A 26,177-nucleotide genomic window follows, 5' to 3' on the forward strand; every position below is an offset into this window, starting at 1 on the left:
AGCCGCCGTTTTGAACGTCCAAAAGGGCACTTGCGGAGCAATCGATGAGAAGGAATCGGAATGACTGACAACAAGCTGATCATTGGCACCGCGCCGGACTCCTGGGGCGTCTGGTTCCCGGATGACCCCAAGCAGACCCCGTGGGAACGCTTCCTCGACGAGGTCGCCGAATCCGGCTACAAGTGGATCGAGCTGGGCCCTTACGGCTACCTCCCCACCGATCCGGCCCGCCTCGCCGAAGAGCTCAAACAGCGTGACCTGAAGATCTCGGCCGGCACCGTGTTCACGTCCTTCCACCGCGGCCTGGACCAGTGGGACACCGCGTGGGAACCGGCCCGCAAGGTCGCCGAACTCACGGCAGCGATGGGCGGGGAACACATCGTGGTCATCCCGGCCATGTGGCGCGACGACGTCACCGGGGAAGCCGTTGAGAGCGGCGAGCTCACCGAAAAGGCGTGGAGCGACCTCTTCATAGGCCACAACCGCCTGGGCAAGACACTGCTGGAGGACTTCGGCCTGAAGCAGCAGTTCCACTCGCATGCCGACTCCCACGTCGGCGCGCAGGAGGACATCGAAACCCTGCTCGCCGCAACGGAGGCCAAGTACCTCAACCTCTGCCTGGACACCGGCCACGCCGAATACTGCGGGGCCTCCAGCCTTGAGCTGATCAAGAACTACCCGGACCGGATCGGCTACCTGCACCTGAAGCAGATCAACCCGGACATCCTCAAAAAGGTCAACGCCGAAAACATGACCTGGGCCGCCGCCAACCTGGCCGGCGTCATGACCGAACCGCCGAACGGCCTGCCGGACCTGCGCGCCGTCATCGAAGCCGTGGAGGCCCTGAACCGGCCGATCTTTGGCATTGTGGAACAGGACATGTACCCCGTGGCCTTCGACGTTCCGATGCCGATCGCCAAGCGCACCCGCAACTACCTGCTCTCCTGCGGCTCCCGCACCGCCGTCAACTAGAACCCGAAGGAACCCACCATGACAAAGATCCTCCGCGTGGCCGTCATCGGCGCCGGCCGTATGGGCGCAGACCACATCCAGCGGCTCAGCACCCGCATCCACGGCGCGGAAGTCGCCGCCGTCGTTGACGTCGACCTCGCCCGGGCGCAGGCCGCCATCGAGGGCATCCCGGGCGCCGTTGCCCTGGCCGACGCCGAGGAAGCCCTCAACAACGGCGACGTCAACGCCGTGCTGATCGCCACCCCCGGCTTCCTGCACGAGGACATCCTGCTCAAGGCGATCGCCAAGGACATCCCGATCCTCTGCGAGAAGCCGCTCACCCCGGACGCCACGTCCTCCTGGAAGGTTGTCGAGGCCGAGCAGAAGCTGGGCCGCAAACGCATCCAGGTCGGCTTCATGCGCCGCTTCGACGCCGAATACGCCGCGCTTGGCAAGATCATCCGCGACTCCGAACTCGGTGAGCTGCTCATGCTGCACCACCAGCACCGGAACCCCACCACCCCGGCGGGCTTCACCAACGAGATGCTGATCAACGACTCCGTGGTGCACGAATTCGACGCCATCCGCTATTTCACCGGCGAGGAAATCACCTCGGTCCAGGTCCGCCTCGGCAAGGCCACACGGAACGCGCCGGCCGGGCAGCACGACCCGCAGCACGTACTGATTGAGACCGAGTCCGGTGTTCTGGCCGACGTCGAGATCTACGTCAACGCGAAGTTCGGCTACGAGGTGGCCACCCAGGCTTCCTTCGAGGACGGCATCGTCAGCATCGGCGGGGACAAGGGCCCGTACACCCGCAGCTGCGGCCGCTGGGGCGGCGAGGTCACCCCCGGCTTCGAGGAACGCTTCGGTGCAGCGTACGACGTCGAAATCCAGTCCTGGGTGGACGCGGCCCTGCGCGATGAGATCGGCGGCCCCACCGCCTGGGACGGCTACGCCACGGCCGCCTGCTGCGAGGCCGGAGTCGAGGCGCAGAAGAACGGCGAAAAGGTCGCCGTGAAGCTCAACGCCAAGCCCGCCCTTTACCGCTAGGAACCCTGCCGGCCGGCGCCCTCTACTGCTAAGACGGCGCCGGCCGGCCGCGCGTCCGCCAGATCCACAATGGAGTGTTCACCGTGAAAATCGCCCTTGACCCCACCCCGYTCCACCACAGCCACGGACTACTCGAGTTCCCGCGCGTGGTGGCCGACCTCGGCTACAAGTACATGCAGATGACCCCGCACGCCGATTTCATCCCCTTCTTCAACCACCCGAAGGCCGACGACGAGCTCGTGGGCAAGCTGAAGGCGGCCTGCAAGGACGCGGGAATCGAAATCGCGTCGGTGCTGCCCGTGCTGCGCTGGTCCGGGCCGGACGAGGACGCCCGCGAGGCCGCCGTCCGCTACTGGAAGCGCGCCATCCAGATCACCGTGGACCTCGGTGTGAGCACCATGAACACGGAGTTCAGCGGCCGGCCGGAGAAGGCCGAAGAATCCGAGCGGGCCTTCTACCGCTCCATGGAGGAGCTGCTCCCCATCATCGAACGGGAGGGGATCGACCTGCTGATCGATCCCCACCCGGACGACTTCGTCGAGGAGGGCCTGGCCGCGATCCGGGTGATCCGCGGGCTGAACTCGAAGAATGTGGGCCTGGTCTACGTGGCCTCGCACAGCTTCCACATGAAGAACGCACCGCTGGAGATCATGCGGGCCGCCGGCGACAAGCTGCGTCTGGTCCACGTCGCCGACACAATGGACCACCACGCCTCGCACGGACTGCGCTACATCACCAACCCGCCCGGCAACCCCGTCCGGGTGCACCAGCACCTGAAAATCGGCGACGGCGACGTCAACTGGGACGAGTTCTTCGGCGGCCTGCAGGAGATCGGCTTCCTCGACCGTGACGACACGGTGATGGTGTCCAGCGTTTTCGCCGAGGACGACAACGCCGCTGACGTCTCCCGGTACCAGCTGGAGACCATGAAGCAGCAGATCCAGAAGGTCAGCCTATGACGGCGCCCGACAGAACGTCGTACGACATCACAGAGTCCGACAGAACGGCGCCAAACTCAGTTCCGCCCGCGGCAGCATCTGATTCTGCGGGCCAGGCAAAGGCGGCCCGGACTGCCGGTGGCGCCTCGAATCCCAAGAGGTACATGCGACGCGTGGCGCTCTTTTCCACGTTTGGCGGCCTCCTCTTCGGTTACGACACCGGCGTCATCAACGGTGCCCTGCCGTTCATGCAGCGGGACCTCGGCCTCACCCCGCTGACCGAGGGGCTGGTGACCTCCACCCTGCTGTTCGGCGCGGCCTTCGGCGCCATCTCGGCGGGCAGGCTGTCGGACCGCTTCGGCCGGCGCAGGACCATCATGGGGCTCGCGATAATCTTTGCGGTGGCCACCATCGCCTGCTCGCTCTCGCCCAGCACCGAACTGCTCGTCGCCTCCCGCACCCTTCTCGGCCTTGCGGTCGGCGGGGCGTCGGTGATCGTCCCGGTCTACCTGGCCGAAATGTCCCCGGCGGCCCAACGCGGACGAATCGTGACACAGAACGAGCTCATGATGGTCACCGGACAGTTCCTTGCCTTCACGTTCAACGCCGTGCTGGGCAATGCCTTCCCGGAGGCCTCGCACGTGTGGCGGTGGATGCTGGTCATTGCCACGCTGCCGGCTGTCGTGCTGTGGCTTGGCATGCTGCTGCTGCCGGAAAGCCCGCGCTGGCTGGCATCGGCCGGCCGATTCGGGGAAGTCCTGGAGGTGCTGAGCCGGACGCGCACCGCGGAGGACGTTTCCCCCGAGTTCGATGAGGTCCGGCAGGCCGCCAGGGAGGACTACCAATCCAAGCTCGGCACCTTCCGTGACCTCACGGTGCCGTGGATCCGGCGGATCTTCGTCGTCGGACTGGGCATGGCCGTGATCAACCAGATCAGCGGCGTCAACGCCATCATGTACTACGGCACCACCATCCTCTCGAGCTCCGGCTTCGGCGACCAAGGCGCCCTGATCGCCAACGTCGTCAACGGCGTGACCTCGGTGGCCGCCGTCGTCGTCGGGATGTCCCTCATGTCGCGCATGCCCCGGAAGTCCATGCTGATCGCTGGCCTGACCGGCACGGCAGGATCCTTGCTGGCCATCGGCATCATCTCCATGCTCATCCCGGAAGGCATCCTTCGCGGCTATCTGGTGCTGCTGTTCATGGTGACGTTCCTCGCCTCGATGCAGTCGTGCATCGGCACCGTGACGTGGCTGACCATGGCCGAGATCTTCCCGCTGCATGTCCGCGGCATTGCCATGGGCATCTGTGTCTTCGTACTGTGGATGATCAACTTCCTGATCGGGTTCTTCTTCCCGCAGATGGTGTCCTGGATTGGCGTCTCCGCGACGTTCTTCATCTTCGTCGGGCTCCAGCTGGCAGCCATCGTCTGGGTCAAGCGCGTGGTCCCGGAGACCAAGGACCAGAGCCTGGAAGACCTGGAACACTTCTTCAAACAGGCGGCCGCCAGGGAACCCGCCACCGCCTAGCTCCAACGCAGCAAGCCCCGCCGGGTTCGTTCCGGGGCGGGGCTTTCTGCGTGCTTTCTGCGTTCCCGCGCGGGGGTGCAGAGCTAGAGCGCGGCGTGCAGGCGGGGGAGGGCGTCGACCAGCGGCGCCAGTTCCGGCACCTCCTGGGCCTCGGCCAGTGCCCGCTCCAGCGTGGCGTCGTGGACCGGCCTGCTCTGCTCGAGCAACGTGATGCCGCTGGGAGTGAGCTCGGTGTAGATCCCGCGGCGGTCATCCGCGCACAGGATCCGGGTCAGCAGCCCGCGGTCTTCGAGCCTGTTGACCAGGCGCGTGGTGGCGCTCGCGCTCAACGCGGTGGCGCGGGCCAGCTGCTGCATCCGCATATGCCAGCCGTCCTGCCGGCTCAGCGCGTCCAGCACGGTGTATTCCACCACGGAGAGCTGCGCCTCGGCCTGCAGGGAACGCTCCAGCTCGGCCTCGATCAGCCCGTGCAGGGCCGCCAGGGTCCGCCAGCCTTGCGCCCGGACCTCGACGGCGTCGTCCTTGATGCCCATCAGGTGTGTTTCCCTTCAGCTCGTGTGCCCGGCGGGGTGCTGCCGGGCACATCAAATAATAGTTGCTTGCGCGCTGTATCTGCTTGTGCAACAATAAATAACGCGTCTGCAACTACTAGCTTACGCGCCATACCCCATCCCGTACAGCTTTGTAAGGAGCACCTCCATGCCTGTTGGCCTGATAGCCCTCGCCCTCGGCGGGTTCGGCATCGGACTCACCGAGTTCGTCATCATGGGCCTGCTGCCGCAAGTGGCCGCAGACTTCCGCGTCACCGAGGCCACTGCCGGCTGGCTCATCTCCGGCTACGCGCTCGCCGTCGTGGTCGGGGCGCTTGGCCTCACTGCGGCCGTGACGCGGTTCGAACGCAAGCCTGTGCTGGCCGTGCTGATGGTGCTCTTCATCGCGGGCAACCTCGTCTCGGCGCTCGCGCCCGACTATTCGATGATGATGGCCGGCCGCATCATCGCCGCGCTCTCGCACGGCGCGTTCTTCGGCATCGGCGCGGTGGTGGCCGCCAGTATGGTGGCGCCCACCAAGAAGGCCGGGGCGATTGCGATCATGTTCACCGGCCTGACGGCGGCGAATGTGCTCGGTGTCCCGTTCGGCACCATGCTGGGACAGGCCGCCGGCTGGCGCTCCACGTTCTGGGCGATCACGGTCATTGGCGTCCTCGCCCTGGCCGGCATTCTGGCCCTGGTGCCGAAGACCGGCTCCGGCGACGCCGCTGGCAGCCTTCGCGGGGAACTCCGCGCCTTCCGGTCCGGACAGGTCTGGCTCTCCATCCTCGTCACCATCCTCGGCTACGGCGGCATGTTCGGCGCCTTCACCTACATTGCCTTCACCCTCACCGAGGTCACCGGCTTCTCCGCCACCACGGTCCCGTGGTTGCTGATCCTCTTCGGCGTCGGGCTCTTCATCGGCAACACCGTCGGCGGCAAGGCGGCCGACAAGAATGTGGACCACACGCTGCTCGTCGTGCTCGCCGTCCTGGTGGTGGTGCTCGTGGTCTTCGCCCTGACCGCCGGCAACCAGCCGGTGACCATCGCCTCCATGGTGCTGCTGGGCGGCTTCGGCTTCGCCACGGTTCCGGGCCTGCAAATGCGCGTCATGAAGTACGCCAGCAGTGCTCCCACCCTGGCCTCCGGCGCGAACATCGGCGCCTTCAACGTCGGCAATGCCCTGGGAGCCTGGATGGGCGGCGTCACCATCACCGCCGGCCTCGGCTACACCTCGCCCATCTGGGCCGGCGCCGGAATTACCCTGCTGGGCCTGGCGGTGATGGCGTTCGCGGCAGCCGCTGCCAAGAAGAACGACGCCGACCTGCCGGCGGCCGGCGGATCCACCGTTCCCGCCGCAGCAGCGGCGGAATCCAGCACCGACCTTCCGGCCACCGAGGCTGCAGCCGTTGCCCGCTGACCGCCCGACCACAACAACAGGAGACACCATGAACTCGATCCCCAATATCGTCCTCAACAACGGGGTACGCATGCCACAGCTGGGCTTCGGCGTCTTTCAAATTCCCGACGCCGAGACCACCGAGGCGGTAGCAGCGGCGCTCGCGGCCGGCTACCGGAGCATCGACACGGCCGCCATCTACGGAAACGAGACCGGAACTGGCCGCGCGCTCGCCGAATCCGGGATCGGCCGGGAGGACCTGTTCATCACGTCCAAGCTCTGGATCGACGACCTCGGCTACGAGCCGGCCCTGGCTGCTTTCGACGCCAGCCTGGACAAACTGGGTCTCGACTACCTGGATCTTTACCTGATCCACTGGCCCGCGCCGGCATCGGACCAGTACGCCGACTCCTGGCTGGCACTTGAGAAACTCCTTGCCGACGGCCGGGTCAGGGCCATCGGCGTCTCCAATTTCGAGCCGGGACACCTGCAGCGGCTCATCGACCTCGGCGGAACGGTGCCGGCCGTCAACCAGGTGGAGCTGCACCCGGCCCTGCAGCAGCACGCAGTGACGGTGTTCAACGCGGCGCAGGGCATTGCGACGGAGGCCTGGAGCCCGCTGGCCCAGGGTGCCCTGCTGGCAGATCCGGCCATCCGGGAGATCGCTGCCCGGCACGGCAGAACCCCGGCGCAGATCATTCTGCGCTGGCACCTGCAGCAGGGAAGGATCGTCATCCCGAAGTCAGTGACGCCGGCCAGGATCCGGGAGAACCTGGAGGTTTTCGGCTTTGATCTTGCCATGGGCGAACTGGAAGCCGTGAATTCCCTGGAGCGAAACGGACGCACCGGACCACACCCGGCCACGTTTAACGGCTAACCGTCCGGGCCTGTGCGGCCTAGCGGCCTAACTGCCGGCCCAGCCGCCGGACTGGCGGCCGAACGGCAGCCGCGGGTCCAGGTCCTGGCCCTCCCAGGTCTGGCGGATCCAGCTGTGGTGCGGGTCATCGCTTATCAGCCAGTCGCGGACCGGGCCCGGGCCGGCCATGACGTTGAGGTAATACATGTCGTAGCCGGGGGCGGCCATGGCGGGTCCGTGCCAGCCGTAGGGCACCAGGACGACGTCGCCGGTCCGAACCTCGGCCGCAACGTCGATGGGCCGGTCGTCGGAGGCGTAGACCCGCTGGTAGCCGATCGCGTCGTCGGCGCCGGGCCGCTGCGGCGCTCCGGGCGTCACGCGGGTTTCGAAGTAGTAGATCTCCTCGAGGCTGGTCTCGCCGTCCTTTTCCTCATCGTGCTTGTGCGGGGGATAGGAGGACCAGTTTCCGGCCGGGGTGAGGACCTCGCAGACGATGAAACGGTCCGCCTCCAGCGCGGCGGGGGTGCCAAAATTGTGCACCTGGCGGGAGCAGTTGCCTGCTCCACGCAGTTCCACCGGCGTCTCGGCGGCGGTGATGAGGCGGGTCGGGTAGGAGGCTTTGGCCGGGGCGGTGGCTACCGCCACGCGTCCGCCGTCGGCCGAGGTGATGGTCACTGCCTTGGCGGCTCCGGTGTAGAGCACATCGCTGGGGCCGCTGAAGACGCTGTCCCGACCGGCCAGGGGATAGTCCTGCCCGTCCACGGTCGCCACAAAGGAGCCGTTGAGCGGGATCACGATGCGTTCCTCCGCCGCGGCGTCCAGCGCGACGGCGCCGCCGGCCGCCAGTGTGGCGACCTTCAGCCCGGTGTGCGCCCAGCCGTCCACCTCCAGTCCCGAATCTGACGTCCCGATGGAAATGTCCCACTTGCCTTCGGCGGCGGTGCCGAGCGGATAGACCCAGTTGGCCATGGAAGCTGCCCTTTCGTTGTCGCGCCGGAGGAAGGCGCGTGTGTTGTGCGGGGGTGGAGCCGGTGGCGCCCGTCGCTGAACTCTTATCTTTGAACCAGTGTCATTTCGAAGCTGTAGGAATCCGCCCGGTAGACGTGGTGGCCGGTTTCCACATTGCGTCCGGTGTCGTCCACGGCGGTCCGCTCCATGGTGACCAGGGCGGAGCCGGGCGTGGTCTCGAGCAGCGGCGCCTGGTAGTCGTTGGCGATCATGGCGCCGATCCGCTGCGAGGCGAGGCGGAAGTTCACGCCGCCGTTGCGCAGGATGGCGTAGAGGCCCTGCGAACCCAGGCTCGCCTCGTCGATGGCCGTGATGTCGTCCCGCACCCAGTTCTCCATCAGGGCCAGCGGCTTGCCGCCCACTTTCCGGAGCCTGGTGAAGTGGTAGACCTTGGCGCCGGCCGGAAGGTGCAGTGCTGTCCGGGTCACGGCGTCCGCCTCCTCGTGCGAGAAGCTGAGCACGTCGGTGGTGGGCTTGCTGCCGTTGTTGCTGAGGTCGTCGTAGAGGCTGGACAGTTCCAGCGGGCGGCGGACCTGGCTGGAGACCACCTGGGTGCCGACGCCGCGCTTGCGGACCAGCAGGCCGGAGCGGACCAGCTCATCCATGGCTTTGCGCATGGTGGGCCGGGAAAGGTTCAGCTGGGCGGCCAGGTCGATCTCATTTTCCAGCCGGCTGCCGGGTTCCAGCAGCCCCGTGTGTATCGCGGCCTCGATGCCCTGCACCACTTGGTGGTACAGCGGCACTGGGGAAGAGCGGTCGATCCGCAGATTAAGTTGATTCGTCACTGGGCGTGCTCCCTTGTGCTCCGCGGCGGCCGAAGTGCCGGCCTATCCGCGCATGTCAGGCTATGTTCGCTTGATAGGACATACTGCCTTTTTCTGATAGTAGCAGGGCCGCCACGGGCAGCCAAGGGCCACCCTGAGGGGCCGGGGGTGTAGGGGCCGGGCGGACGCGTTCGGCATGGTCAGGTCCGAAAATTTGTCGACTCTTCGGCATTGTATTACGTCAAAACATCCTAATGTCAGGACAAACTATTGACAACTGTGATTGGAGTCACCATGATCGGTTGTAGATGGCTCATGGACCGACGCGATGAAGCGGCCGGCGTGGCCCGGAATCAAAGGAGATTGATCGTGACCAAGTTCTCGTGGCGGAAGGCGACCCTCGTGGCGGCCGTTGTACCCATGCTGGCCCTGAGCGCGTGTTCCAGCACCGGCGGGAAGCCCGCAGACTCAGGCAATGCGGCTGGCGGAGGCCAAGTTGCCACTACAGACCGGATCAAGATCGCCCTGATCACCCATGCAGCAGCAGGTGACACCTTCTGGGACATTGTTCGCAAGGGCGCCGAGGAAGCATCGGCGAAGGACAACGTTGAGCTCCTCTACACGTCGGATCCCGAAGCCGGGCGCCAGGCCCAACTCATCCAGCAGGCTATCGACCAGAAGGTCGACGGCATCGCGGTCACGCTCGCCAAGCCTGAAGCCCTCAAAGACGTCCTGAAGAAGGCCACGGACGCCGGCATCCCCATTGTGAGCCTCAACGCCGGCGAAGGGGTCTCCCAGGCGCTCGGAGCCTTCACCCACTTCGGCTCCAACGAGCAGCTCGCCGGTGAGGCAGTCGGCACCCGGCTCGCGGCAGAGAACTTCAAGCACCCGGTCTGCGTGATTCAGGAACAGGGCCACGTGGGACTTGAAGCACGCTGCGCGGGCGTCAAGGCGAAGGTGCCTGGAACGGAGATCCTTTACGTCGATGGCAAGGATATGACCTCCGTTCAGTCCACCGCGACGGCCAAGCTCCAGGCTTCCAAGGACGCCGACGTCATCATCGGCCTCGGCGCCCCCATCACGCTGACTCTCCTCAAGTCGGTCACCGACGCCGGCAGCTCTGCCAAGGTTGCAAGTTTCGACCTGAACGCGGATCTCGCCCAGAAGATCGCGGATGGTGCAGTTCTGTTCACCGTGGACCAGCAGCCGTGGCTGCAGGGCTACGGAGCCGTCGACGCCATCTGGCAGAACAAGCGCGGCGGCTTCAAGATCGGCGGCGGCCAGCCTGTGCTGACGGGCCCGGCGGTCATCGACAAATCAAATGCGGCCGATGTCCTGACCTTCGCCCAGCAGGGCGTCCGCTAACAGCCCGCTGGCCGGGCCGGTTCGCGCCGGCCCGGCAGCAAGGAGAATCATCATGACCATCACCCAGACAAAGACAAAGTCGCCGGCGCCCGATGAGCGCGTCGCCAAGCGCAGTCCGTTCCAGAAACTGCTCGGACGTCCCGAGGTCGGTGCCCTGGTAGGCGCGATCGTCCTCTTCATCTTCTTCGCGTTGGTGTCCCCGACCTTTACCCAGCCCGGTGCCCTGGCAACCATCCTGTACGGCAGTTCCACGATCGGGATCATGGCGGTGGGGGTGTCCTTGCTCATGATCGGCGGGGAGTTCGACCTCTCCACCGGTGTCGCGGTGATCACCTCGGCGCTGACGGCGTCGCTGTTTAGCTGGTACTTCACCACGAACGTCTGGGTCGGCGTCGCCCTGGCCCTGGTGGTCTCCTTGTCCATCGGGTTCATCAACGGGTGGATCCTGATCAAGACCAAGCTGCCGTCCTTCATCGTCACCCTGGCCACGTTCCTGATGCTGACCGGCCTGAACCTGGGCCTGACGCGCCTGATCGGCGGCTCCGTGTCCTCACCCTCGATCTCCAACATGGACGGCTTCGCCTCCGCCCGGGCGGTCTTCGCCTCCTCGGTGAACATCGGCGGCGTCGACATCAAAATCACCGTGTTCTACTGGTTTGCGCTGGTCGCGGTGGCCACCTGGGTGCTGATGCGGACCCGGGTCGGGAACTGGATCTTCGCCGTCGGCGGCGACGCGAACGCGGCCCGCGCCGTGGGTGTGCCGGTCAAGGCCACCAAGATCGGCCTGTTCATGGCCGTGGGCTTCTGCGCCTGGGTCCTGGGCATGCACAACCTCTTCGCCTTCGACACCGTGCAGTCCGGTGAGGGCGTGGGCAACGAGTTCCTCTACATCATCGCCGCGGTGATCGGCGGCTGCCTCCTCACCGGCGGCTACGGCTCGGCGATCGGCGGCGCGATCGGCGCGTTCATCTTCGGCATGGCCAACAAGGGCATCGTCTACGCCCAGTGGAACCCGGACTGGTTCAAGTTCTTCCTGGGCCTGATGCTGCTGCTGGCCACCATCGTCAACCTCATCGTCAAGCGCCGCGCGGAACTGAAGTAAAGGGGCCCGGAAAAATGAATGCCAAAGAGATCGACCAGCAAACGTTGCTCCAGAACGAAAAAGACCCACTCACCCACACCCCCGTGCACCTGCTCTCCCTCGACGGGGTCGCCAAGCACTACGGGAACATCATCGCCCTGTCCGATGTCACCATGGCAGTGGACAACGGCCGCGTCACCTGCGTGCTGGGCGATAACGGCGCGGGCAAGTCCACGCTGATCAAGATCATCGCCGGCCTGCACCAGCACGACGCCGGGATCCTGAAGGTCATGGGGGAGGAGCGGAAGTTCAGCTCGCCCCGTGACGCCCTCGATGTGGGCATCGCCACCGTCTACCAGGACCTCGCGGTGGTGCCGCTGATGCCGATCTGGCGGAACTTCTTCCTCGGCTCGGAACTGACCTCTGGATTCGGCCCGTTCAAGAGCATGGACGTCGAAAAGATGAAGGAGATCACGCTCAAGGAACTCGCCGCGATGGGCATCGACCTGCGCGACGTGGAGCAGCCCATCGGCCAGCTCTCCGGCGGTGAACGCCAGTGTGTCGCGATCGCCCGTGCCGTGTACTTCGGCGCGAAGGTCCTGATCCTGGATGAGCCCACCGCGGCCCTGGGCGTAAAGCAGTCCGGCGTGGTGCTCCGCTACATCCTGCAGGCCCGCGACCGCGGCCTCGGCGTCATCTTCATCACCCACAACCCGCACCACGCCTTCCCGGTCGGGGACCGCTTCCTGTTGCTCAAACGCGGCAAATCGATCGGCTACTACGACAAGAAGGACATCACCCTCGACGAACTCACGGCCCAAATGGCCGGCGGCGCCGAACTCGCCGAACTCGCCCACGAACTTGAACAACTCGGAGGCCACGGCGACGTGGTCAAGGAAGTCCAGAGCGAAGTCGCCGACGTGTCCCAGACCACCGGCAAGACCTACGAGTAACTGCCGTCCCAATTCCTGAAAGGACAAGCCTTTGGCTTACCTCAACCGCAACCCGTCCGACGTCGCCCTGCCCGTGCGGATCGGGCTCATCGGCTCGGGCTGGATGGGCGCCTTCCACGCCGAGAGCATCGCCCGCCGCGTCCCCGGTGCCGTCCTTGCCGCCATCGCGGATCCGAACCTTGAATCCGCCGAAGCGCTGGCCGGCGCGCTGGGCACCACGAAGGTGACCGCCGACGCCGCCGACCTCCTGGCCGACCCGGAGATTGACGCGGTCGTCATCGCCAGCCCCGCACGCTTCCACTCCGCCCTGATCAGCCAGGCCGCAGCCGCCGGAAAGCACGTCTTCTGTGAGAAGCCCGCGGGCCTGGGGCTCGAGGAGCTCGACGCGGCCCTGGCCGCCGTCGAAGCCGCCGGGGTGCACTTCCAGATCGGCTTCAACCGCCGGTACGCCGCGGACTTCCAAGCAGCCAAGAAGGACCTCGCCGCGGGAATCGCGGGGGAGCCGCAACTGCTGCGTTCGCTGACCCGGGACCCGGGCAGCGGAAGCATTGGCCACGCCGCAAGGATCCCGGCGTGGACCATCTTCCTCGAGACCCTGATCCACGACTTCGACACCCTGAACTGGTTCAACGAAGGCGCCGAACCCGTGGAGGTCTACGCCGTCGCGGACGCGCTGGTGGAACCGGGCCTGCGGGACCAGGGCTTCCTGGACACCGCCGTCGTGACCATCCGGTACAGCAACGGCGCAATCGCCGTCGCCGAGGCGAACTTCAGCGCACTGTACGGCTACGACATCCGTGGGGAGGTCTTCGGCTCGCGCGGCATGGTCCAGGCCGGCCGCGCCACCGAAACCGCCGCCCGCCGGTACACCGCCGAGGGGATGTCCGCCGACACCCCACGGCTGAACGTCGAGCTCTTCCGGCAGGCCTACACGGACGAGCTCGTGGACTTCGCCGACGCCGTGCGCGCCCGGCGCGACGGCCGCAGTGACGATACAGCGCCGGCGTCGAAGCCGTTCACGCTCACGCCGGGCGCCAATGACGCCCGGCGCGCACTGGCCATGGCGCTGGCCTGCATCGAGTCGGTCAAGCAGGGCACGCCGGTGGCCGTCAACGAGAGGGCGGTCCTCTGATGCGGCTCGCCGTCTGCGCTGAGATGGTCTTCACGGACCTGCCGTTCACGGAGCGGGTGCGCCGGCTCCACGAAGCCGGCTTCGACGTCGAGCTCTGGGACTCGCGGTCCAAAGACATCGGCGCGCTCAAGGCCACCGGGGCGGTGTTTTCGTCCATGACCGGATACATCTCCGGCAGCCTCGTGGATCCCGACACCGCGGACGACGTCGTGCGGACCGCCGAGTCCCTGATCCCTACTGCCCTGGAGCTTGGCGTCAGCCGGCTGGTGGTCCACCCGGCGGAACTCGTCGACGGCCATGCCGCCAGGCCGGTCTACCGGTCCAGCGGCCACATGTGGGCCACCGGCGCCCGGACCCTGGAACGGCTCGGGCAGCTCGGTGAGAAGTACGGGGTGACGTACTGCCTCGAGAACCTCAACACGATCCTGGATCACCCCGGTATCCCGCTGGCCCGGGCCAAGGACACCCTGGCGCTCGTGCAGGCCGCCGGGCACCCGAACGCCAGGCTCATGCTGGATCTGTACCACGCCCAAATGGGGGAGGGGAACCTGATCGAGCTCGTCCGCAGTGCCCTGCCGTACATCGGCGAAATCCAGGTGGCGGACGTTCCCGGCCGCTGTGAACCCGGAACCGGGGAAATCAACTATGCGGCCGTCGCCAGGGCGCTCGCGGAGGAAGGCTACGAAGGGACAGTGGGCATGGAAGCCTGGGCCAGTGGAGACAGTTACGCGGCCCTGGAGGCCTTCCGTTCAGCGTTCACCGTGACCGCCAAGGCAGCCGCATGAAGGACGTCGTTCTCGGACTCGTCGGGGTCGGGCGGATCGGCGTCATGCATGCCAACAACATCGCCGCCCTCAACGAGGTCATGAATCCGCAGGGCATCAACGTCCGGCTCCGGCTCACGGACGTCGCCGACGAGCATGCCCGGACGGTGGCCTCCGGTCTCGGCGCGGAATTCCTGCCGTCGGTGCAGGCGTTGCTTGGCTCCGGGCTCGACGGCCTGGTCATCGCCACCGGAACGGGAACCCACCCCGAACTCATCAAGGCGGGTGTGGACGCCGGGATCCCGGTCTTTTGCGAGAAGCCCGTAGCCCTGAACGTGACCGATGCCCTGCCGGTGCTCGACTACATCCGGGACCGGCAAGGCGTGGTCCAGATCGGGCATCAGCGCCGGTTCGACGCCGGCTACCTGGAAGCCCGCCGCGCCTACCAGGCCGGCGAGCTGGGCTGGATCCATTCCCTGCGCGCAGTCACCTGCGACATGACGCCGCCGCCGGTCGAGTTCCTGGCCGGCTCGGGCGGGTTGTTCCGGGACTGCTCGGTCCACGATTTCGACATCCTGCGCTGGCTCACGGGCCGCGAAATCGTCGAGGTGTACGCCAAAGGCTCCAACAACGGGGATCCGGCCATTGGCGAGGCCGGTGATGTGGATACGGCCCTGGCGCTGGTGACGTTCGACGACGGCACCGTGGGAACAGTTTCCGCCACCCGCTACAACGGGGCCGGCCACGACGTCCGGCTGGAAATCCAGGGCTCCCGGAGTTCGCTGATGGTGGGTCTGGACAACAAGGCGGCGCTGGCCTCCGCCGAAGCCGGGATCACGTTCCCCGCCGGGAAACCGCACCTGACGTTTGCCGAGCGGTTCGACCAGGCCTACCGCTCCGAGATGGYTGCCTTCGTGGAACTGATCCTTGGCCGCCGGGAGAACCCCTGCACCCCCGAAGACGCCGTGGCGGCGTCCCGGGTGGCCGATGCCGCGCAGGAATCGCTGGCCACCGGCGTGCCGGTCCGCGTGGCCCTGAGCGTCGCCAGGTGAGCGTGGCCCTGAGCGCGGCCGGCTGAGCGTCGCCGGGTGAGCGCGGCCTCGGGCGAGGCCACTGGCCCGGATCGAATGCAGTGAAACGGAAACCCCGGAGCCCAGGGCACCGGGGTTTCCGGTCTGATCTCAGGGCCGGGTTCGGCACACCTCCACGAAGGCCCGGAACGGCGCGAGCCGCTCCCCGGCGGGGAGTTCCAAGGCTTCGGGGTGCCACTGGACCGAGGCCACCCAGCGCTCCGGATCCTCCAGCGCCTCGACCGTCCCGTCCTCCGCCACGGCCGTCACCTGCAACCCACCGGCCACCCGGGCCACAGCCTGATGGTGACCCGAGGCGATCTTCACGCTTACGGCACCGGATCCGCTCCCGTACAGGGCGGCCACCTTGGAACCGGCCCCAACCGTCACCTCGTGCCAGGCCCACGGACCGGACCCGTGCGCCGGTGCGGGAACGCGGTGCGCCACCATTCCCGGCTCCATGTCCTGGACCAGGGTCCCGCCGTAGAGCACGTTGAGCAGCTGATGCCCACGGCAGATGCCCAGTACCGGCACCCCGGCATCGATCGCGTGCCGCGCCACCGCGAGGTCCAGCTCGTCCTGGGCATGGCTGACGTCGTAGCAGAGATCGGATTGTGTCTCGCCGTAGAGGCCGGGGGCGAGGTCGCCGCCGCCGGGAAGCACCACGCCGTCGAGAGACGCCAGCTTTGCCGCGGGACCGCCGTCGTGCATTCCGGCAGCGGTGAGCGGCACCGGTTCGGCGCCGCCCTCACGCAGCAACTCCACGATGTATCCGAACAATCCGTTGGCTTTCGCCACGCGCGGGTCCGGATCGGAGGAGCTGGTCAGGCGGACGGGAACGCCGATGCGCGGCCGGCCGCCAAGGAGGTTGCGGGAAGTCTGCATGCCTCATTCTGCAACATGATCCCGGACTAGGATTGCCAGATGAACGCCCGCTATCTTGTGTCCCGCAGCCGGTACATCGCCGCTGCCCCCAGTGCCATCTTCGACGTGCTCGCCACGCCCGCCCTTCACAGCGTGATTGACGGCTCGGGCACCGTCAAGGGCGCCCAGCCGCGCGGGCCCCGGCGGCTGTACCTCGGCGCCAGGTTCGGCATGCAAATGAACATGCGGGTGAACTACAAGATCCTCAATAGGGTCTGCGAGTTCGACGAAGGCCGCCGGATCGCGTGGCGGCACTTCTACGGCCACGCGTGGCGCTACCTGCTCGAACCATCCACTGGCCCTGACGGCACCGCCGGCACCTTGGTCACCGAACAATGGGACGCGCGGCCGGTCCGCGGCAAGAGCCTGCTCCGGCTGGCCGGCTACCTGCGCCGCCATCCGGCCAACCTGGAACAGACACTGGCCTTGCTCGACGCATACATGGCCGCGCACCCGGACTTGGGTAATGTGGATGGCAGCACGAAAGGCGACTGAAGGTGGGAACTGGGATGGGCCGCAGGACACTGGTCGACGATCTCGTCGACGGCCTGCTAAACGAAATCCTTGACGGAAAGCTCCAACCCCACAGCACGATTCCGCCGGAAGCAGACATCGCCAAGGCCTACGGCGTCAGCCGGCTGACCGTGCGCGAAGCCCTCAAGGCGCTCCGCGCACAAAACATCCTCTACGTGAAGGCCGGCAGGGGAACCTTCGTCAACCCCACGGACAACTGGACCGGCCTGGACGCGATCTTCAAGGCGGCCTCGCACGGCAACGCGGCCGAACAGGTCTCGGTGGGACTGATCGAGATGCGCCGCATGGTGGAGACCGGGGCAGCCGCGCTTGCCGCCAAACGCTACACCCCGGAGCACGCCGAGCGGATGCGCGAGTGCATTGAGGACATGAAGCGCTTCCACGAGTCAGGCGATCTGGACCGCTTCGTCGAAGCGGACATTGGCTTCCACGACGCCGTCCTGAGGGCTTCCGGCAACCCGTTCGTCCGTGCCCTGTTCGGCCAGCTGGGCCAGTTGCTGTACATCACCCGACGCGAAACGTCGGCTGTCGGCGTGATCCAGCAGCACGCCATCGATTACCACCAACGGGTTATGGACAGCATCCTCAGCGGTGACGCCGAGCGCTCGCGGCAGGCGATGGACGAGCACATGGACCAGACAAATGCTGACTACGAACGCTACGTGCGGGGCGCCAAGTCCTGACGTCCACCCCCGGGCTCTTGACGTAACCCGAATCACATTCTAGGATCGTGCCTAGTTCTTGAATCAGATGTCTGACATCTGACTCAACAAGATTCCTGCAGCACGCGCTTCCAAGCGGGCAGGATGACCTACCCCAATCCACCGATTTCCTGGCCCGGCACAGCCGCAGGGCAGGAAACCACGTAAGAAGGTCGATGATGACTTCATTAGCCCCCAAGTCTTCCGGACTCGGCGAACTGGGCGACCGCACGCTCCGTAAGGTCCGCCGCCGCGTCATGCCCCTGATTGTCCTGCTCTACTTCGTTGCCTACCTGGACCGCAACAACGTCGGATTCGCCAAGCTCACCATGAGCGAGGACATTGGCCTGAACGCCGCTGCCTACGGCCTTGGCGCCGGCATCTTCTTCCTCGGCTACGCCCTCCTCGAGGTTCCCAGCAACGCCGGCATGTACCGGTTCGGCGCCCGCAAGTGGCTGGCCCGCATCCTGATCACATGGGGCATCTTCGCCACCGCGATGTGCCTGGTCAACGGTGAAACCACCTACTACATCATCCGGTTCCTGCTCGGTGCCGCCGAGGCCGGATTCTTCCCGGCGATCCTGTTCTACCTGACGCTGTGGTTCCCCGCCGCGCAGCGCGTCACCGTGCTGGGCATCTTCATCCTCGCCCAGCCCGTATCCAATGCGCTGGGCGCCCCGGTCTCCGGGCTCCTGCTGCAGATGGACGGCATCATGGGCCTCCAGGGCTGGCAGTGGCTCTACATCATCGAAGGCATCCCGGCGATCGCCCTGGGACTGCTGACGCCCATCCTCATGACGGACCGCCCGCGGGACGCCAAATGGCTCAACGTCGACGAGCGCAACTGGCTCACCGCCACCATGGACGCCGAACTGGCGGCCAAGTCCCAGTCCGGGAAGCACAACTTCATGGCCGGGCTCAAGGACAAGCGCACCCTGGTCTACTCCGCCCTGTACTTCGGCCTGGTGTGCGGGATCTACGGTCTGGGCCTGTGGATGCCCACCATCGTCGCAGCCCTCGGCAAGTTCTCCACGGCTGAAGTCGGCTTCATCGTCTTCATCCCCTATGCCGTGGCCGCAGTATTCGTCTACTTCTGGAGCAAGCGCGCGGACCGGACCGGCAAGCGTGCCTGGCACTCAGCGGTCAGCATGGTGCTCGCGGGCGTTGGACTCCTCGCCGCCGGCTACCTGCTGCCCGTCAACCCGTTCCTCGCGATGGTCGGCCTGACGCTCTCGGCCATGGGGATCTACGGTGCCATTGCCCCGTTCCTCTCGATGCCCTCTGCCGCACTGACCGGTGCGGCCGCCGCTTCCGGCCTCGCCCTGGTGAACTCCCTCGGAAACCTCGGCGGCTTCGTCTCCCCGTACGCCGTCGGGCTCCTCAAGGACGCTACCGGCAGCAACCAAAGCGGGCTGCTGTTCCTCTCCCTCTGCCTGTGCCTCACCGCCGTGGCCACCTACCTGTATGCCCGTAAGCGCCCCGAAGGCGACGCCGCCCTGGACCCCGCGGTCGCAGCGGCCGCCGCCGTCGACACGGCCAAAGTACCCTGATCCCGAACTCCCTGAAGGAACCTTCGTCATGACATCAATTACCCCCTTCCCCACCGAACGCACCGTGGTCCTGACCGGCGCCGCGTCAGCCCGCGGCATCGGCCGCGCCGCCGCCGACCGCCTGGCCAGCGAGGGCTGGTCCATCGCAATCCTGGACATCAACGCCGAGGATGCTGCCGCGGCTGCCGCCGAAATCGGTTCCAACCGTGCCGTCAAGGCCATCGGCGTCGGCGCGGACGTCTCCGACGCCGCGTCGGTAGACCGGGCCATCACGGAAATCGAGGGCTCGCTGCCCCCGATCGTGGCCCTGGCCAACCTGGCCGGCATCAGTTCCCCGACGACGTTCATGGAAACCACTGTCGAAGAATGGGACAAGGTCTTCGCCATCAACATGCGCGGATCCTTCATCGTCTCCCAGCGGGTGCTCAAGGGCATGATCGAGCGCAAGCTCGGGCGGATCGTGAGCATCTCCTCGATTTCTGCCCAGCGGGGCGGCGGCACCTACTCCAAGGTCGCGTACAGCGCGTCCAAGGCCGGGATCATCGGTTTCACCCGCGCTCTGGCCCGCGAAGTGGGCGAATTCGGCGTCACCGTCAACGCCATCGCCCCCGGCCCCATCGACACCGACATCATGGGCGGAACGCTGAGCGAGGACCGCAAGGCGCAGATGTCCGAGGGCATCATGATGGGACGGGTCGGCAGCCGCGAGGAAGTGGCGGCCCTCATCGCCTTCCTGCTCGGGCCGGACGCCGGTTACATCACCGCGGCCACGTACGACATCAACGGCGGCCTCCAGGTCTCCTGACCGACCTCCCCCCACCCCGTTGCGCTATCACTTCCAGGCCTTAAAACCCCGGAATGGCCACCAAAAGTGATAGCGCAACGGGTGTCAGAGGTCCTTGCGGCACTGGGCGTGGCCGAGCTCGTAGAGCCCGTTCAGGTCGCCGTCGGCTAGCCCGTCCGGGGCTCCGATCTCCGGGTACATCAGCTGGGCCGGGTCATCGACATGCTCCAGGCCCATCACATGGCCGAGTTCGTGCAGGATCACGGCCGTGGCATAGGCCGCACCCTCGGACCGGTCCAGGTCTTCCGCGATTTGCGGGGCATCCAGTTCCAGGCTGCCGGTGACGAAGCTTTTGGGACCGTCGCCGAAACTGAAGTGGGTGCTGCCGCCGGTGCCGATCACCGGACCTTTGAGCTGCGGGGCCTGCTCCGGCGTGGTCCAGGCGATCAGCAGCGGCGCCCACCGGTCCCCGTAGAGATCCTTCTGGTAGGGCGCGCGGGTTGGCGAGGGCGACTCAAACGTGGGGCCGTCATTGATGAACGTGATCCCGGTAGCCTCCGAGATCGTCCGGATGGAGTCTTCCACGAGCCGCTCGGCGCCCTGCGGGGCCAGGGCGGCGTTGATGACGTAGTGCAGCGGCCGGCACGGCGAGTAACCCACCGGGGCGCCGTCGTCGTTCGTCGCGAGGAACTTATAGGAGGTGCTGGCCGCCTCCGGTTTCCGGGGCGTGCCGAGGGGCTGGTCCTGCTCCTCGAGCCCGGGCGGGGGAGTGTCCGTCCGGTCCCCTCCGGCCGGCACGGCAGGCTGGCCGGACTCCTGGCCGGACCGCGGCGCCACCGGCAGGTCACGGCCTGCGTTGTGCGTTCCGCGGTTGACCTCGAAGAGGCCCGTGAACCGGGGGTCGCCGTAGATTAGTCCGGCCGTGAGGAAGGCTCCGCCGGCGATTACTGCGGCGGCGGCAAGGTTTCTGACAACCCGCAGCGCCGTGGTGCCCCGGCTGTGCCGTGGCCCGCGGTCCCGAAAAACAGGATCGTCCACTAGCCAACCACAGCGCCAAAGGCCATGCCCAGCAAGTACGTCACGCCGGCGGCGCCCATGCCGATGGCCAGTTGGCGCAGGCCGCGGGTGGCGGGCGAAGTGCCCGAGAGCAGGCCCACGACACCACCAGTGAGCAGCAGTGCCAAGCCGACGAGGCCCGCGGAAACCAGCAGTGCGGCGAGTCCCGTCATGCCGAGCAGGAACGGGATGATGGGCACGATCGCACCGGAGGCGAAGAAGCAGAAGCTCGACGCCGCCGCGCCCCACGCGGTGCCGACTGCCTCGTGCTGGTCCCCGCTTTCGGGCAGTTCCGGCCGCAGGGACAGGCTCGGATCGCAGTCGCAGTCCAGCAGGCCCATCCGCTCCGCGACGCGGTGCTCTGCGGCCTCCCGGGACATGCCGCGGGCCAGGTAGACGAGCAGGAGTTCGTTGTGCTCGATGTCCAGCAGCGGCGCCGCCGCCAACGTGATCTGGGTGGGACGGGTCGCGGCGAGAAGCTCCCGCTGGGACCGCACGGAGATGAACTCGCCGGCCCCCATGGACAGTGCGCCGGCCAGCAGCCCGGCGACGCCGCTGAGCAGCACCACCTGGCTTCCCACGCCCGAGGCAGCCATGCCCATGACGAGGGACAGGTTGCTGACCAGCCCGTCGTTGGCGCCGAAGACGGCGGCCCGGAACGTTCCCGCCAGCCGGTTGCGGCCCCGGGTGGCCAGCCCGCGGACCACTTCTTCATGGATCTGCTCGTCGGCGACCATGGCCGGCGTGGCGAACGATTCAGTGGCGTACGGGGAGCGGCTCTCCGCCCGCTGGGCCAGGGCCAGGACGAAGACCGAGCCGAAGTGCCGGGCCAGGAAGCCCAGGAGGCGGCTCCGCAGTGAGGCATGCCGGTCCTTGCCGGCGTGCTCGCCCAGCAGCTGGAGCCAGTGTGCCTCATGGCGCCCCTCGGCCTCGGCCAGCGCCAGCAGGATGGCGCGCTCCTCGCCGGAGCGGTTCTGCGCGAGGTCCCGGTAGACGGCCGCCTCGGCACGCTCATCGGCGAGATACTGGCGCCAGCGCTTGACGTCCGCGGCGCTCGGTTCTGAACTCGGTTCTGAACTGGGAGCCGAGCTTGGTGCTGTGCTGGGAGTTGCGGCGGGGGCAGTGGCGGCGTGTGGCGGGGCGGGACGCGGATCCGTGCGGTCCGAAGAGGCTGGTGTCGGGTGTTGCTGCGAGGAATCGTTGCAGTCCGATTCGGTGTGCTGAGACACGAAAAACTCCTGGGTTTGGTCGGGCGTGGTCCGGCCCCATTGCGACTCCAGAGTACCCCGTAATTCCGCGCTTTTCCGGCTGGCCATCCTCAGCGGAAAGTTTAGGGAGGCCGTAACTGCCCTGCCGCGGCGGAGCCGTCCGCGGCTGCTTTCCGGCAGCAATTGTGGGCCCTTGACCGTCCGTGTCCGCGGTGTTCGAATGAAACCCAGGGCGGGGTCCCCGGGCCTCTGCCGCCACCGAAGCCGCACGGAGGTTGCACCATGGATAGCACCGCATCACATCCCATCCAGCCGGCCCGGGAGTCACTCGAGTCCGATCCCGCCTACGACTACGCCGAGGACGCGCCCGTCAGCGATGCCGCGGAGACCGAGGACGAGGAGCTTCTCGAAGAGGCCGATCGGCTCGTTCCCCTGGACGCGGAGGACTTCCTGGGCGACGAGAAGCCGGTGGTGCCCCTGGAAGGGGAAGAATTCCTTGAGCCGGAGGAGAATGAATGATTCGCCAAAGGCCTTAAAGTCCGACGGCGGTGCCTCCCCCTGCGAGGGGAGGCACCGCCGTCATTAACCCGCGGAAAGTAAACCAGCGGAACCTAGTGCGCCGGAACGGTAATCGATTCGTCCTCGGATGCCTCGCCGGCAACCCGCCGCTTCCAGTTCTTCATGACCGCGGGATCCGTCGGCTTGGTCAGCAGTGACACGGCGATGTAGACGATCGCCGAGGCCGCCAGGCCGAAGTAGATCGGCTCGTTGGCGTAGATGCCGTCCAGCGGTACCTCGGCGTTGATCTCCAGGACGATCATGGTGCCGAGGGTAATGACTGAACCCACGGCCATGGAAGCCGCTGCTGCGTGACCGGTGCCGCGCTTCCAGACCAGGCCGCCGAGAATGGCCACAAGGAGGCCGCCGACCAAGATGTCGTAGGCGATGGTAAGCGCCGCGACTACATCCTTGGTGATTACGGCGATGAGGATCGCCACGATGCCGAGCCCCAGGACCCACATGCGGTTGGCTTTGACGTCGTGCTCCGGGTTGTCCGTGTCGTCGGTGTTGATGTTCTTGCCGAACCAGCTGGCGACGAACGGCAGCACATCGGCGCGGGCCACCGTGGCGGCAGCGATCAGTGCGCCGGAGGCAGTGGACATCATGGCGGCGACGGCCGCGGCGAGCACCAGGCCGCCGATGCCGATCGGCAGGATCTGCGTGGCGACCTCGGCGTAGACAACGTCCTTGCCGAGGTTGGCGACGTCGATGTCCGGCAGCGCGACGCGGGCGCCGAGGCCGATCAGGGCGCCGGCCGCACCGTAGAGAATGCAGTAGACGCCGGCCGTGGCGCCGCCCCAGCGGGCAACTGTCGGGGTCTTGGCGGTGAAGACGCGCTGCCAGATGTCCTGGCCGATCAGCAGGCCCAGGGTGTAGACGACGAAATAGGTGATGATCGTCTGGACGCCGATGCCGTCAATCTGGAAGAAACTGGCGTCGACACGGGCACGGATGCCGTCGAGTCCGCCGGCGGCGTTGAGCGTGAAGGGCAGCATCAGGACGAAGATACCGACCGTCTTGATGACGAACTGGACCTGGTCCGCCAGGGTGATGGACCACATGCCGCCGATGGTCGAGTAAATCAGCACGATTGAGCCACCGACGGCGATGGCGAGGGCGCGGTCCCAGCCGAAGAGCACCACGAAGATGGTGGCGTACGCGCTGGTGGAGGTGGCGCACAGCATCAGCGTGTAGGCGAGCATGACGATGCCGGAAGTCTGCGTGGACTTGCTGCCATAACGCAGGGTCAGCATCTGCGAAACCGTGTAGATCTTGAGCTTCTGGATGGTGGGGGCGAAGAGCAGGCTCAGCAGCAGCACGCCGGCGCCGATTGCGACCACGAGCCACATGCCGGAGATGCCGAACTTGTAGCCAAGGCCCACACCGCCGACGGTGGAGGCGCCGCCCAGGACGACGGCGGCCATGGTGCCGGTGTAGAGGAACGGGCCGAGGCGCCGACCGGCGACGAGGAAGTCGCTATTGTTCTTGGTGCGGGACTTGCCCCACCATCCGAACGCCAGCATGGCGGCCAGGTACACCACCACGATTGCGATGTTGACGAAACTTGCGTCCATTATGGGGCTCCTTGGAGCTGGTTGGCAGCGGGATGCGGGCATTGCCGGGCCTCAACAGTGTGTTCGGCAAGGCTGCTGCTGCGTGAAGTGGTTGGAGGAGGATGTCCGTCGGAACCTCCGGTATTGCCTAATAGGCAACACATGTTGCCCAAAAGAGTATGTTGTGACCCCGGTAACAGTCAAGGCGCAGTACGTGCCGCCGCCGCATCCGCGTCACGAAGGCCTGCTCCCGCTAGGATTGCTCCAATGATGGGGCCAAGCGGCCGGCCGTGAAAGGTTCCTAGATGAAGGCTCTACCAGTTGAACCGAGCAATGTTCCCGTTGCCATCGGTTCACGGATCCGCGCCGCCAGGCAGTCCCAGCGGCTCACCATTGAACAGGTCGCAGATGCCACCGGGCTCACCAAGGGATTCCTCAGCCGGGTCGAGCGGGACCTCACCTCGCCCTCGGTAGCCTCCCTGGTGACGCTGTGCCAGGTCCTGTCCATCTCGATCGGCGACCTCTTTGCCGCCCCCGAAACGCACCTCACGAAGCAGAACGAAGGCCCCCGGATCTCCCTCGGCGGCGAGGGGATCGTCGAGCGGCTGCTGACCGCGCGCTCCGAGCGCCGCGTCCAGATCATCCAGGCGGTGATCGAGCCGCGCGGGCGCGGCGAGTCCGAACTCTACGCCGTGGACTGCGATGTCGACGTCCTGCATGTGGTCAAGGGCAGCATCCGGCTGATCCTGACCAACGAGGAATTCGAGCTCAGCACCGGGGACACCGTGACGTTCCCCGGCCGGGAACCACACACCTGGGTCAATCCCACGGACGACGCCGTCGAGGTGCTGTGGGTGCTGGTGCCTGCCGCCAGCCGCTGAGGGCGGGGCCGCAATGCAACCACCGCAAACGTAACCACGCCAATGTAACCACTCCGCGCAATCCGGAAATGTACAGAACGAGCGGATGCCGCTCGCGTCAGTTTCAACTGGGGGATTCCATGAACCGCAAGAACATCTTTCTGTCCCTGTCGCTGGCCGCCGTGCTCGCGGCCGCCCTTGGCCTCAGCTCGTGCGCCGCGGCCGGCCAGCGTGCCGGCGAGACCGGAACCGGCCCTGCCAGCGCCGCAACGACCGCCCCGGCGCAACAGGAATCCGGCCCGGCGGCATCAGCCGCGTCCTCCACCGCTGCAGCCACGCCCGGACCCACCTCCGGCACTCCCGTCCCGGCCACGCCGACGGCCAGCGCGGTGGCCGGCGGGAAAACCTTTACTTTCCCGGACGGGCATCTGTCCTTTTCGTATCCGAGTGACTGGTCCATCCGGACAGTGGGCTCAGCCAAGAACGCCGGCAAGTTGCAGGGCGTGCAAGCGGTCATCGCCGACGCCACGGGCAACGAACTGGCTTCCATCATCAGCAGCACCAGCGCCAGCAACGCTTCGGGCCCGGTGGCCCGCACCGTGCTGGACGCCGCTCCGGTGCCGGGGCTGAAAGATATGGACGGTGAACAGCTGGCCTTCGGCTTCGCGTTTGATTCCTTCGCCGATCAGTCCGACTTCCACATGAGCGTGCGCAAGCAGCGCGACTTTACGCCGCCGGTCTCTGACTCCGGCTCCGCCTACGTCAGCTTTGCCAACGGCGGGGCCGAGGCCAAAGTGCTCTTCGGCAGCCCTGCGTTCGCCTCCGTCGACGCCGCCAAGGCCTGGATGACCACGGAGCAGTACAGCCAGCTCAAGCGCCTGCTGCTCAGCCTCAAGTACAGCTGACCCCCCGTTCCTGCGCGAGATTGGCCTGGGTGAGACTTGCGTCACATTCCGGCAATCTGCCGGAAACGGCAAATTAATGCCCGGGGCCGTCGCGTAACGTGCCAGCAAGAATCGGAAAGCCTTCCAGAAACACGCCGTGGGTAGCGTC

At 66.6% G+C, this 26,177-nt stretch carries 26 protein-coding genes; 19 read left to right on the forward strand and 7 right to left on the reverse strand.

What is annotated here, in order from left to right; genetic code table 11:
• The first annotated feature begins 60 nt into the window (after positions 1-60).
• From AC1D2F_RS13480 to AC1D2F_RS13495, 4 genes are all read left to right on the forward strand, one after another.
• The gene (locus AC1D2F_RS13480; protein WP_476966926.1) at positions 61-972 is read left to right on the forward strand and encodes a sugar phosphate isomerase/epimerase family protein; all 912 of its coding nucleotides are present in this window, start codon (positions 61-63) and stop codon (positions 970-972) included.
• Between the two features lie 18 nt (positions 973-990).
• Positions 991-2,004, forward strand: a complete 1,014-nt coding sequence (locus tag AC1D2F_RS13485) for a Gfo/Idh/MocA family protein (RefSeq protein ID WP_476966927.1) — start codon at positions 991-993, stop codon at positions 2,002-2,004.
• An 83-nt stretch (positions 2,005-2,087) separates the two neighbouring features.
• Positions 2,088-2,963: a sugar phosphate isomerase/epimerase family protein gene (locus AC1D2F_RS13490; RefSeq protein ID WP_476966928.1), complete on the forward strand. Its 876-nt coding sequence runs from the start codon at positions 2,088-2,090 to the stop codon at positions 2,961-2,963.
• The gene (locus AC1D2F_RS13495) at positions 2,960-4,471 is read left to right on the forward strand and encodes a sugar porter family MFS transporter (RefSeq protein WP_476966929.1); all 1,512 of its coding nucleotides are present in this window, start codon (positions 2,960-2,962) and stop codon (positions 4,469-4,471) included. Before AC1D2F_RS13490 ends, AC1D2F_RS13495 begins: the two co-directional genes overlap by 4 nt.
• A gap of 83 nt (positions 4,472-4,554) precedes the next feature.
• Here the strand turns inward: AC1D2F_RS13495 and AC1D2F_RS13500 are convergent, their stop codons facing one another.
• Positions 4,555-5,004 carry a MarR family winged helix-turn-helix transcriptional regulator gene (locus tag AC1D2F_RS13500; protein ID WP_229995911.1) on the reverse strand — a complete coding sequence of 150 codons (450 nt, stop codon included), beginning with the start codon at positions 5,002-5,004 and terminating at the stop codon, positions 4,555-4,557.
• Between the two features lie 166 nt (positions 5,005-5,170).
• Here AC1D2F_RS13500 and AC1D2F_RS13505 point away from each other — a divergent pair, with 166 nt between their 5' ends.
• Both AC1D2F_RS13505 and AC1D2F_RS13510 read left to right on the forward strand, forming a co-directional pair.
• Positions 5,171-6,421: an MFS transporter gene (locus AC1D2F_RS13505; RefSeq protein ID WP_476966930.1), complete on the forward strand. Its 1,251-nt coding sequence runs from the start codon at positions 5,171-5,173 to the stop codon at positions 6,419-6,421.
• A gap of 28 nt (positions 6,422-6,449) precedes the next feature.
• Positions 6,450-7,277: an aldo/keto reductase gene (locus AC1D2F_RS13510; protein ID WP_476966931.1), complete on the forward strand. Its 828-nt coding sequence runs from the start codon at positions 6,450-6,452 to the stop codon at positions 7,275-7,277.
• A 27-nt stretch (positions 7,278-7,304) separates the two neighbouring features.
• On the opposite strand, the gene iolB is transcribed toward AC1D2F_RS13510, so the two are convergent.
• On the reverse strand, positions 7,305-8,225 hold the full coding sequence (gene iolB, locus AC1D2F_RS13515) for a 5-deoxy-glucuronate isomerase (protein WP_229995914.1): 921 nt from the start codon (positions 8,223-8,225) through the stop codon (positions 7,305-7,307).
• 83 nt (positions 8,226-8,308) lie between these two features.
• Positions 8,309-9,049: a GntR family transcriptional regulator gene (locus AC1D2F_RS13520; RefSeq protein WP_229995915.1), complete on the reverse strand. Its 741-nt coding sequence runs from the start codon at positions 9,047-9,049 to the stop codon at positions 8,309-8,311.
• A 348-nt stretch (positions 9,050-9,397) separates the two neighbouring features.
• On the opposite strand from AC1D2F_RS13520, the gene AC1D2F_RS13525 reads away from it, so the two are divergent.
• Genes AC1D2F_RS13525 through AC1D2F_RS13550 form a run of 6 tightly spaced genes read left to right on the forward strand, consistent with a single transcriptional unit; the run spans position 9,398 to position 15,375 of the window.
• The gene (locus AC1D2F_RS13525; RefSeq protein ID WP_229995757.1) at positions 9,398-10,393 is read left to right on the forward strand and encodes a substrate-binding domain-containing protein; all 996 of its coding nucleotides are present in this window, start codon (positions 9,398-9,400) and stop codon (positions 10,391-10,393) included.
• 52 nt (positions 10,394-10,445) lie between these two features.
• On the forward strand, positions 10,446-11,495 hold the full coding sequence (locus AC1D2F_RS13530; RefSeq protein ID WP_229995758.1) for an ABC transporter permease: 1,050 nt from the start codon (positions 10,446-10,448) through the stop codon (positions 11,493-11,495).
• Between the two features lie 14 nt (positions 11,496-11,509).
• On the forward strand, positions 11,510-12,427 hold the full coding sequence (locus tag AC1D2F_RS13535) for an ATP-binding cassette domain-containing protein (protein ID WP_229995759.1): 918 nt from the start codon (positions 11,510-11,512) through the stop codon (positions 12,425-12,427).
• 31 nt (positions 12,428-12,458) lie between these two features.
• Positions 12,459-13,559, forward strand: a complete 1,101-nt coding sequence (locus AC1D2F_RS13540; RefSeq protein WP_229995760.1) for a Gfo/Idh/MocA family oxidoreductase — start codon at positions 12,459-12,461, stop codon at positions 13,557-13,559.
• Entirely contained in the window at positions 13,559-14,344 is a 786-nt protein-coding gene (locus tag AC1D2F_RS13545; protein ID WP_476966932.1) for a TIM barrel protein, read from the forward strand. Before AC1D2F_RS13540 ends, AC1D2F_RS13545 begins: the two co-directional genes overlap by 1 nt.
• A complete protein-coding gene (locus AC1D2F_RS13550; protein WP_476966933.1) occupies positions 14,341-15,375 on the forward strand; it encodes a Gfo/Idh/MocA family protein in 1,035 nt (344 codons plus the stop codon). The genes AC1D2F_RS13545 and AC1D2F_RS13550 overlap by 4 nt, the downstream gene beginning before the upstream one ends.
• A gap of 129 nt (positions 15,376-15,504) precedes the next feature.
• Here AC1D2F_RS13550 and AC1D2F_RS13555 read toward each other — a convergent pair whose 3' ends face one another.
• Positions 15,505-16,278: a gamma-glutamyl-gamma-aminobutyrate hydrolase family protein gene (locus AC1D2F_RS13555; protein ID WP_364747624.1), complete on the reverse strand. Its 774-nt coding sequence runs from the start codon at positions 16,276-16,278 to the stop codon at positions 15,505-15,507.
• 39 nt (positions 16,279-16,317) lie between these two features.
• On the opposite strand from AC1D2F_RS13555, the gene AC1D2F_RS13560 reads away from it, so the two are divergent.
• From AC1D2F_RS13560 to AC1D2F_RS13575, 4 genes are all read left to right on the forward strand, one after another.
• Entirely contained in the window at positions 16,318-16,812 is a 495-nt protein-coding gene (locus AC1D2F_RS13560; RefSeq protein WP_476966934.1) for an SRPBCC family protein, read from the forward strand.
• 14 nt (positions 16,813-16,826) lie between these two features.
• Positions 16,827-17,534: a FadR/GntR family transcriptional regulator gene (locus AC1D2F_RS13565; RefSeq protein WP_229995765.1), complete on the forward strand. Its 708-nt coding sequence runs from the start codon at positions 16,827-16,829 to the stop codon at positions 17,532-17,534.
• A gap of 194 nt (positions 17,535-17,728) precedes the next feature.
• Positions 17,729-19,102 carry an MFS transporter gene (locus tag AC1D2F_RS13570; RefSeq protein ID WP_414645539.1) on the forward strand — a complete coding sequence of 458 codons (1,374 nt, stop codon included), beginning with the start codon at positions 17,729-17,731 and terminating at the stop codon, positions 19,100-19,102.
• 28 nt (positions 19,103-19,130) lie between these two features.
• The gene (locus AC1D2F_RS13575) at positions 19,131-19,907 is read left to right on the forward strand and encodes an SDR family NAD(P)-dependent oxidoreductase (RefSeq protein ID WP_229995767.1); all 777 of its coding nucleotides are present in this window, start codon (positions 19,131-19,133) and stop codon (positions 19,905-19,907) included.
• 84 nt (positions 19,908-19,991) lie between these two features.
• Here AC1D2F_RS13575 and AC1D2F_RS13580 read toward each other — a convergent pair whose 3' ends face one another.
• Together AC1D2F_RS13580 and AC1D2F_RS13585 are read right to left on the reverse strand one after the other, a co-directional pair.
• Positions 19,992-20,924 (reverse strand): matrixin family metalloprotease, encoded by a 933-nt coding sequence (locus AC1D2F_RS13580; protein ID WP_476966935.1) that lies wholly within the window; start codon positions 20,922-20,924, stop codon positions 19,992-19,994.
• Positions 20,924-22,171, reverse strand: coding sequence for a VIT1/CCC1 transporter family protein (locus tag AC1D2F_RS13585; RefSeq protein WP_476966936.1), 1,248 nt, complete (start codon positions 22,169-22,171; stop codon positions 20,924-20,926). Before AC1D2F_RS13585 ends, AC1D2F_RS13580 begins: the two co-directional genes overlap by 1 nt.
• Positions 22,172-22,432: 261 nt before the next feature.
• Between AC1D2F_RS13585 and AC1D2F_RS13590 the strand changes: the two genes are divergently transcribed.
• Positions 22,433-22,669, forward strand: coding sequence for a hypothetical protein (locus AC1D2F_RS13590; protein WP_229995645.1), 237 nt, complete (start codon positions 22,433-22,435; stop codon positions 22,667-22,669).
• Positions 22,670-22,761: 92 nt separating this feature from the next.
• Here the strand turns inward: AC1D2F_RS13590 and AC1D2F_RS13595 are convergent, their stop codons facing one another.
• The gene (locus AC1D2F_RS13595; protein WP_364747635.1) at positions 22,762-24,285 is read right to left on the reverse strand and encodes a sodium:solute symporter family protein; all 1,524 of its coding nucleotides are present in this window, start codon (positions 24,283-24,285) and stop codon (positions 22,762-22,764) included.
• A 284-nt stretch (positions 24,286-24,569) separates the two neighbouring features.
• Between AC1D2F_RS13595 and AC1D2F_RS13600 the strand changes: the two genes are divergently transcribed.
• Positions 24,570-25,145, forward strand: a complete 576-nt coding sequence (locus tag AC1D2F_RS13600; protein ID WP_018775913.1) for a helix-turn-helix domain-containing protein — start codon at positions 24,570-24,572, stop codon at positions 25,143-25,145.
• 119 nt (positions 25,146-25,264) lie between these two features.
• Positions 25,265-26,029 carry a hypothetical protein gene (locus tag AC1D2F_RS13605; RefSeq protein ID WP_476966937.1) on the forward strand — a complete coding sequence of 255 codons (765 nt, stop codon included), beginning with the start codon at positions 25,265-25,267 and terminating at the stop codon, positions 26,027-26,029.
• The last annotated feature ends 148 nt before the right edge of the window (positions 26,030-26,177 follow it).

This window comes from Arthrobacter sp. P1_B3, from assembly GCF_056406615.1.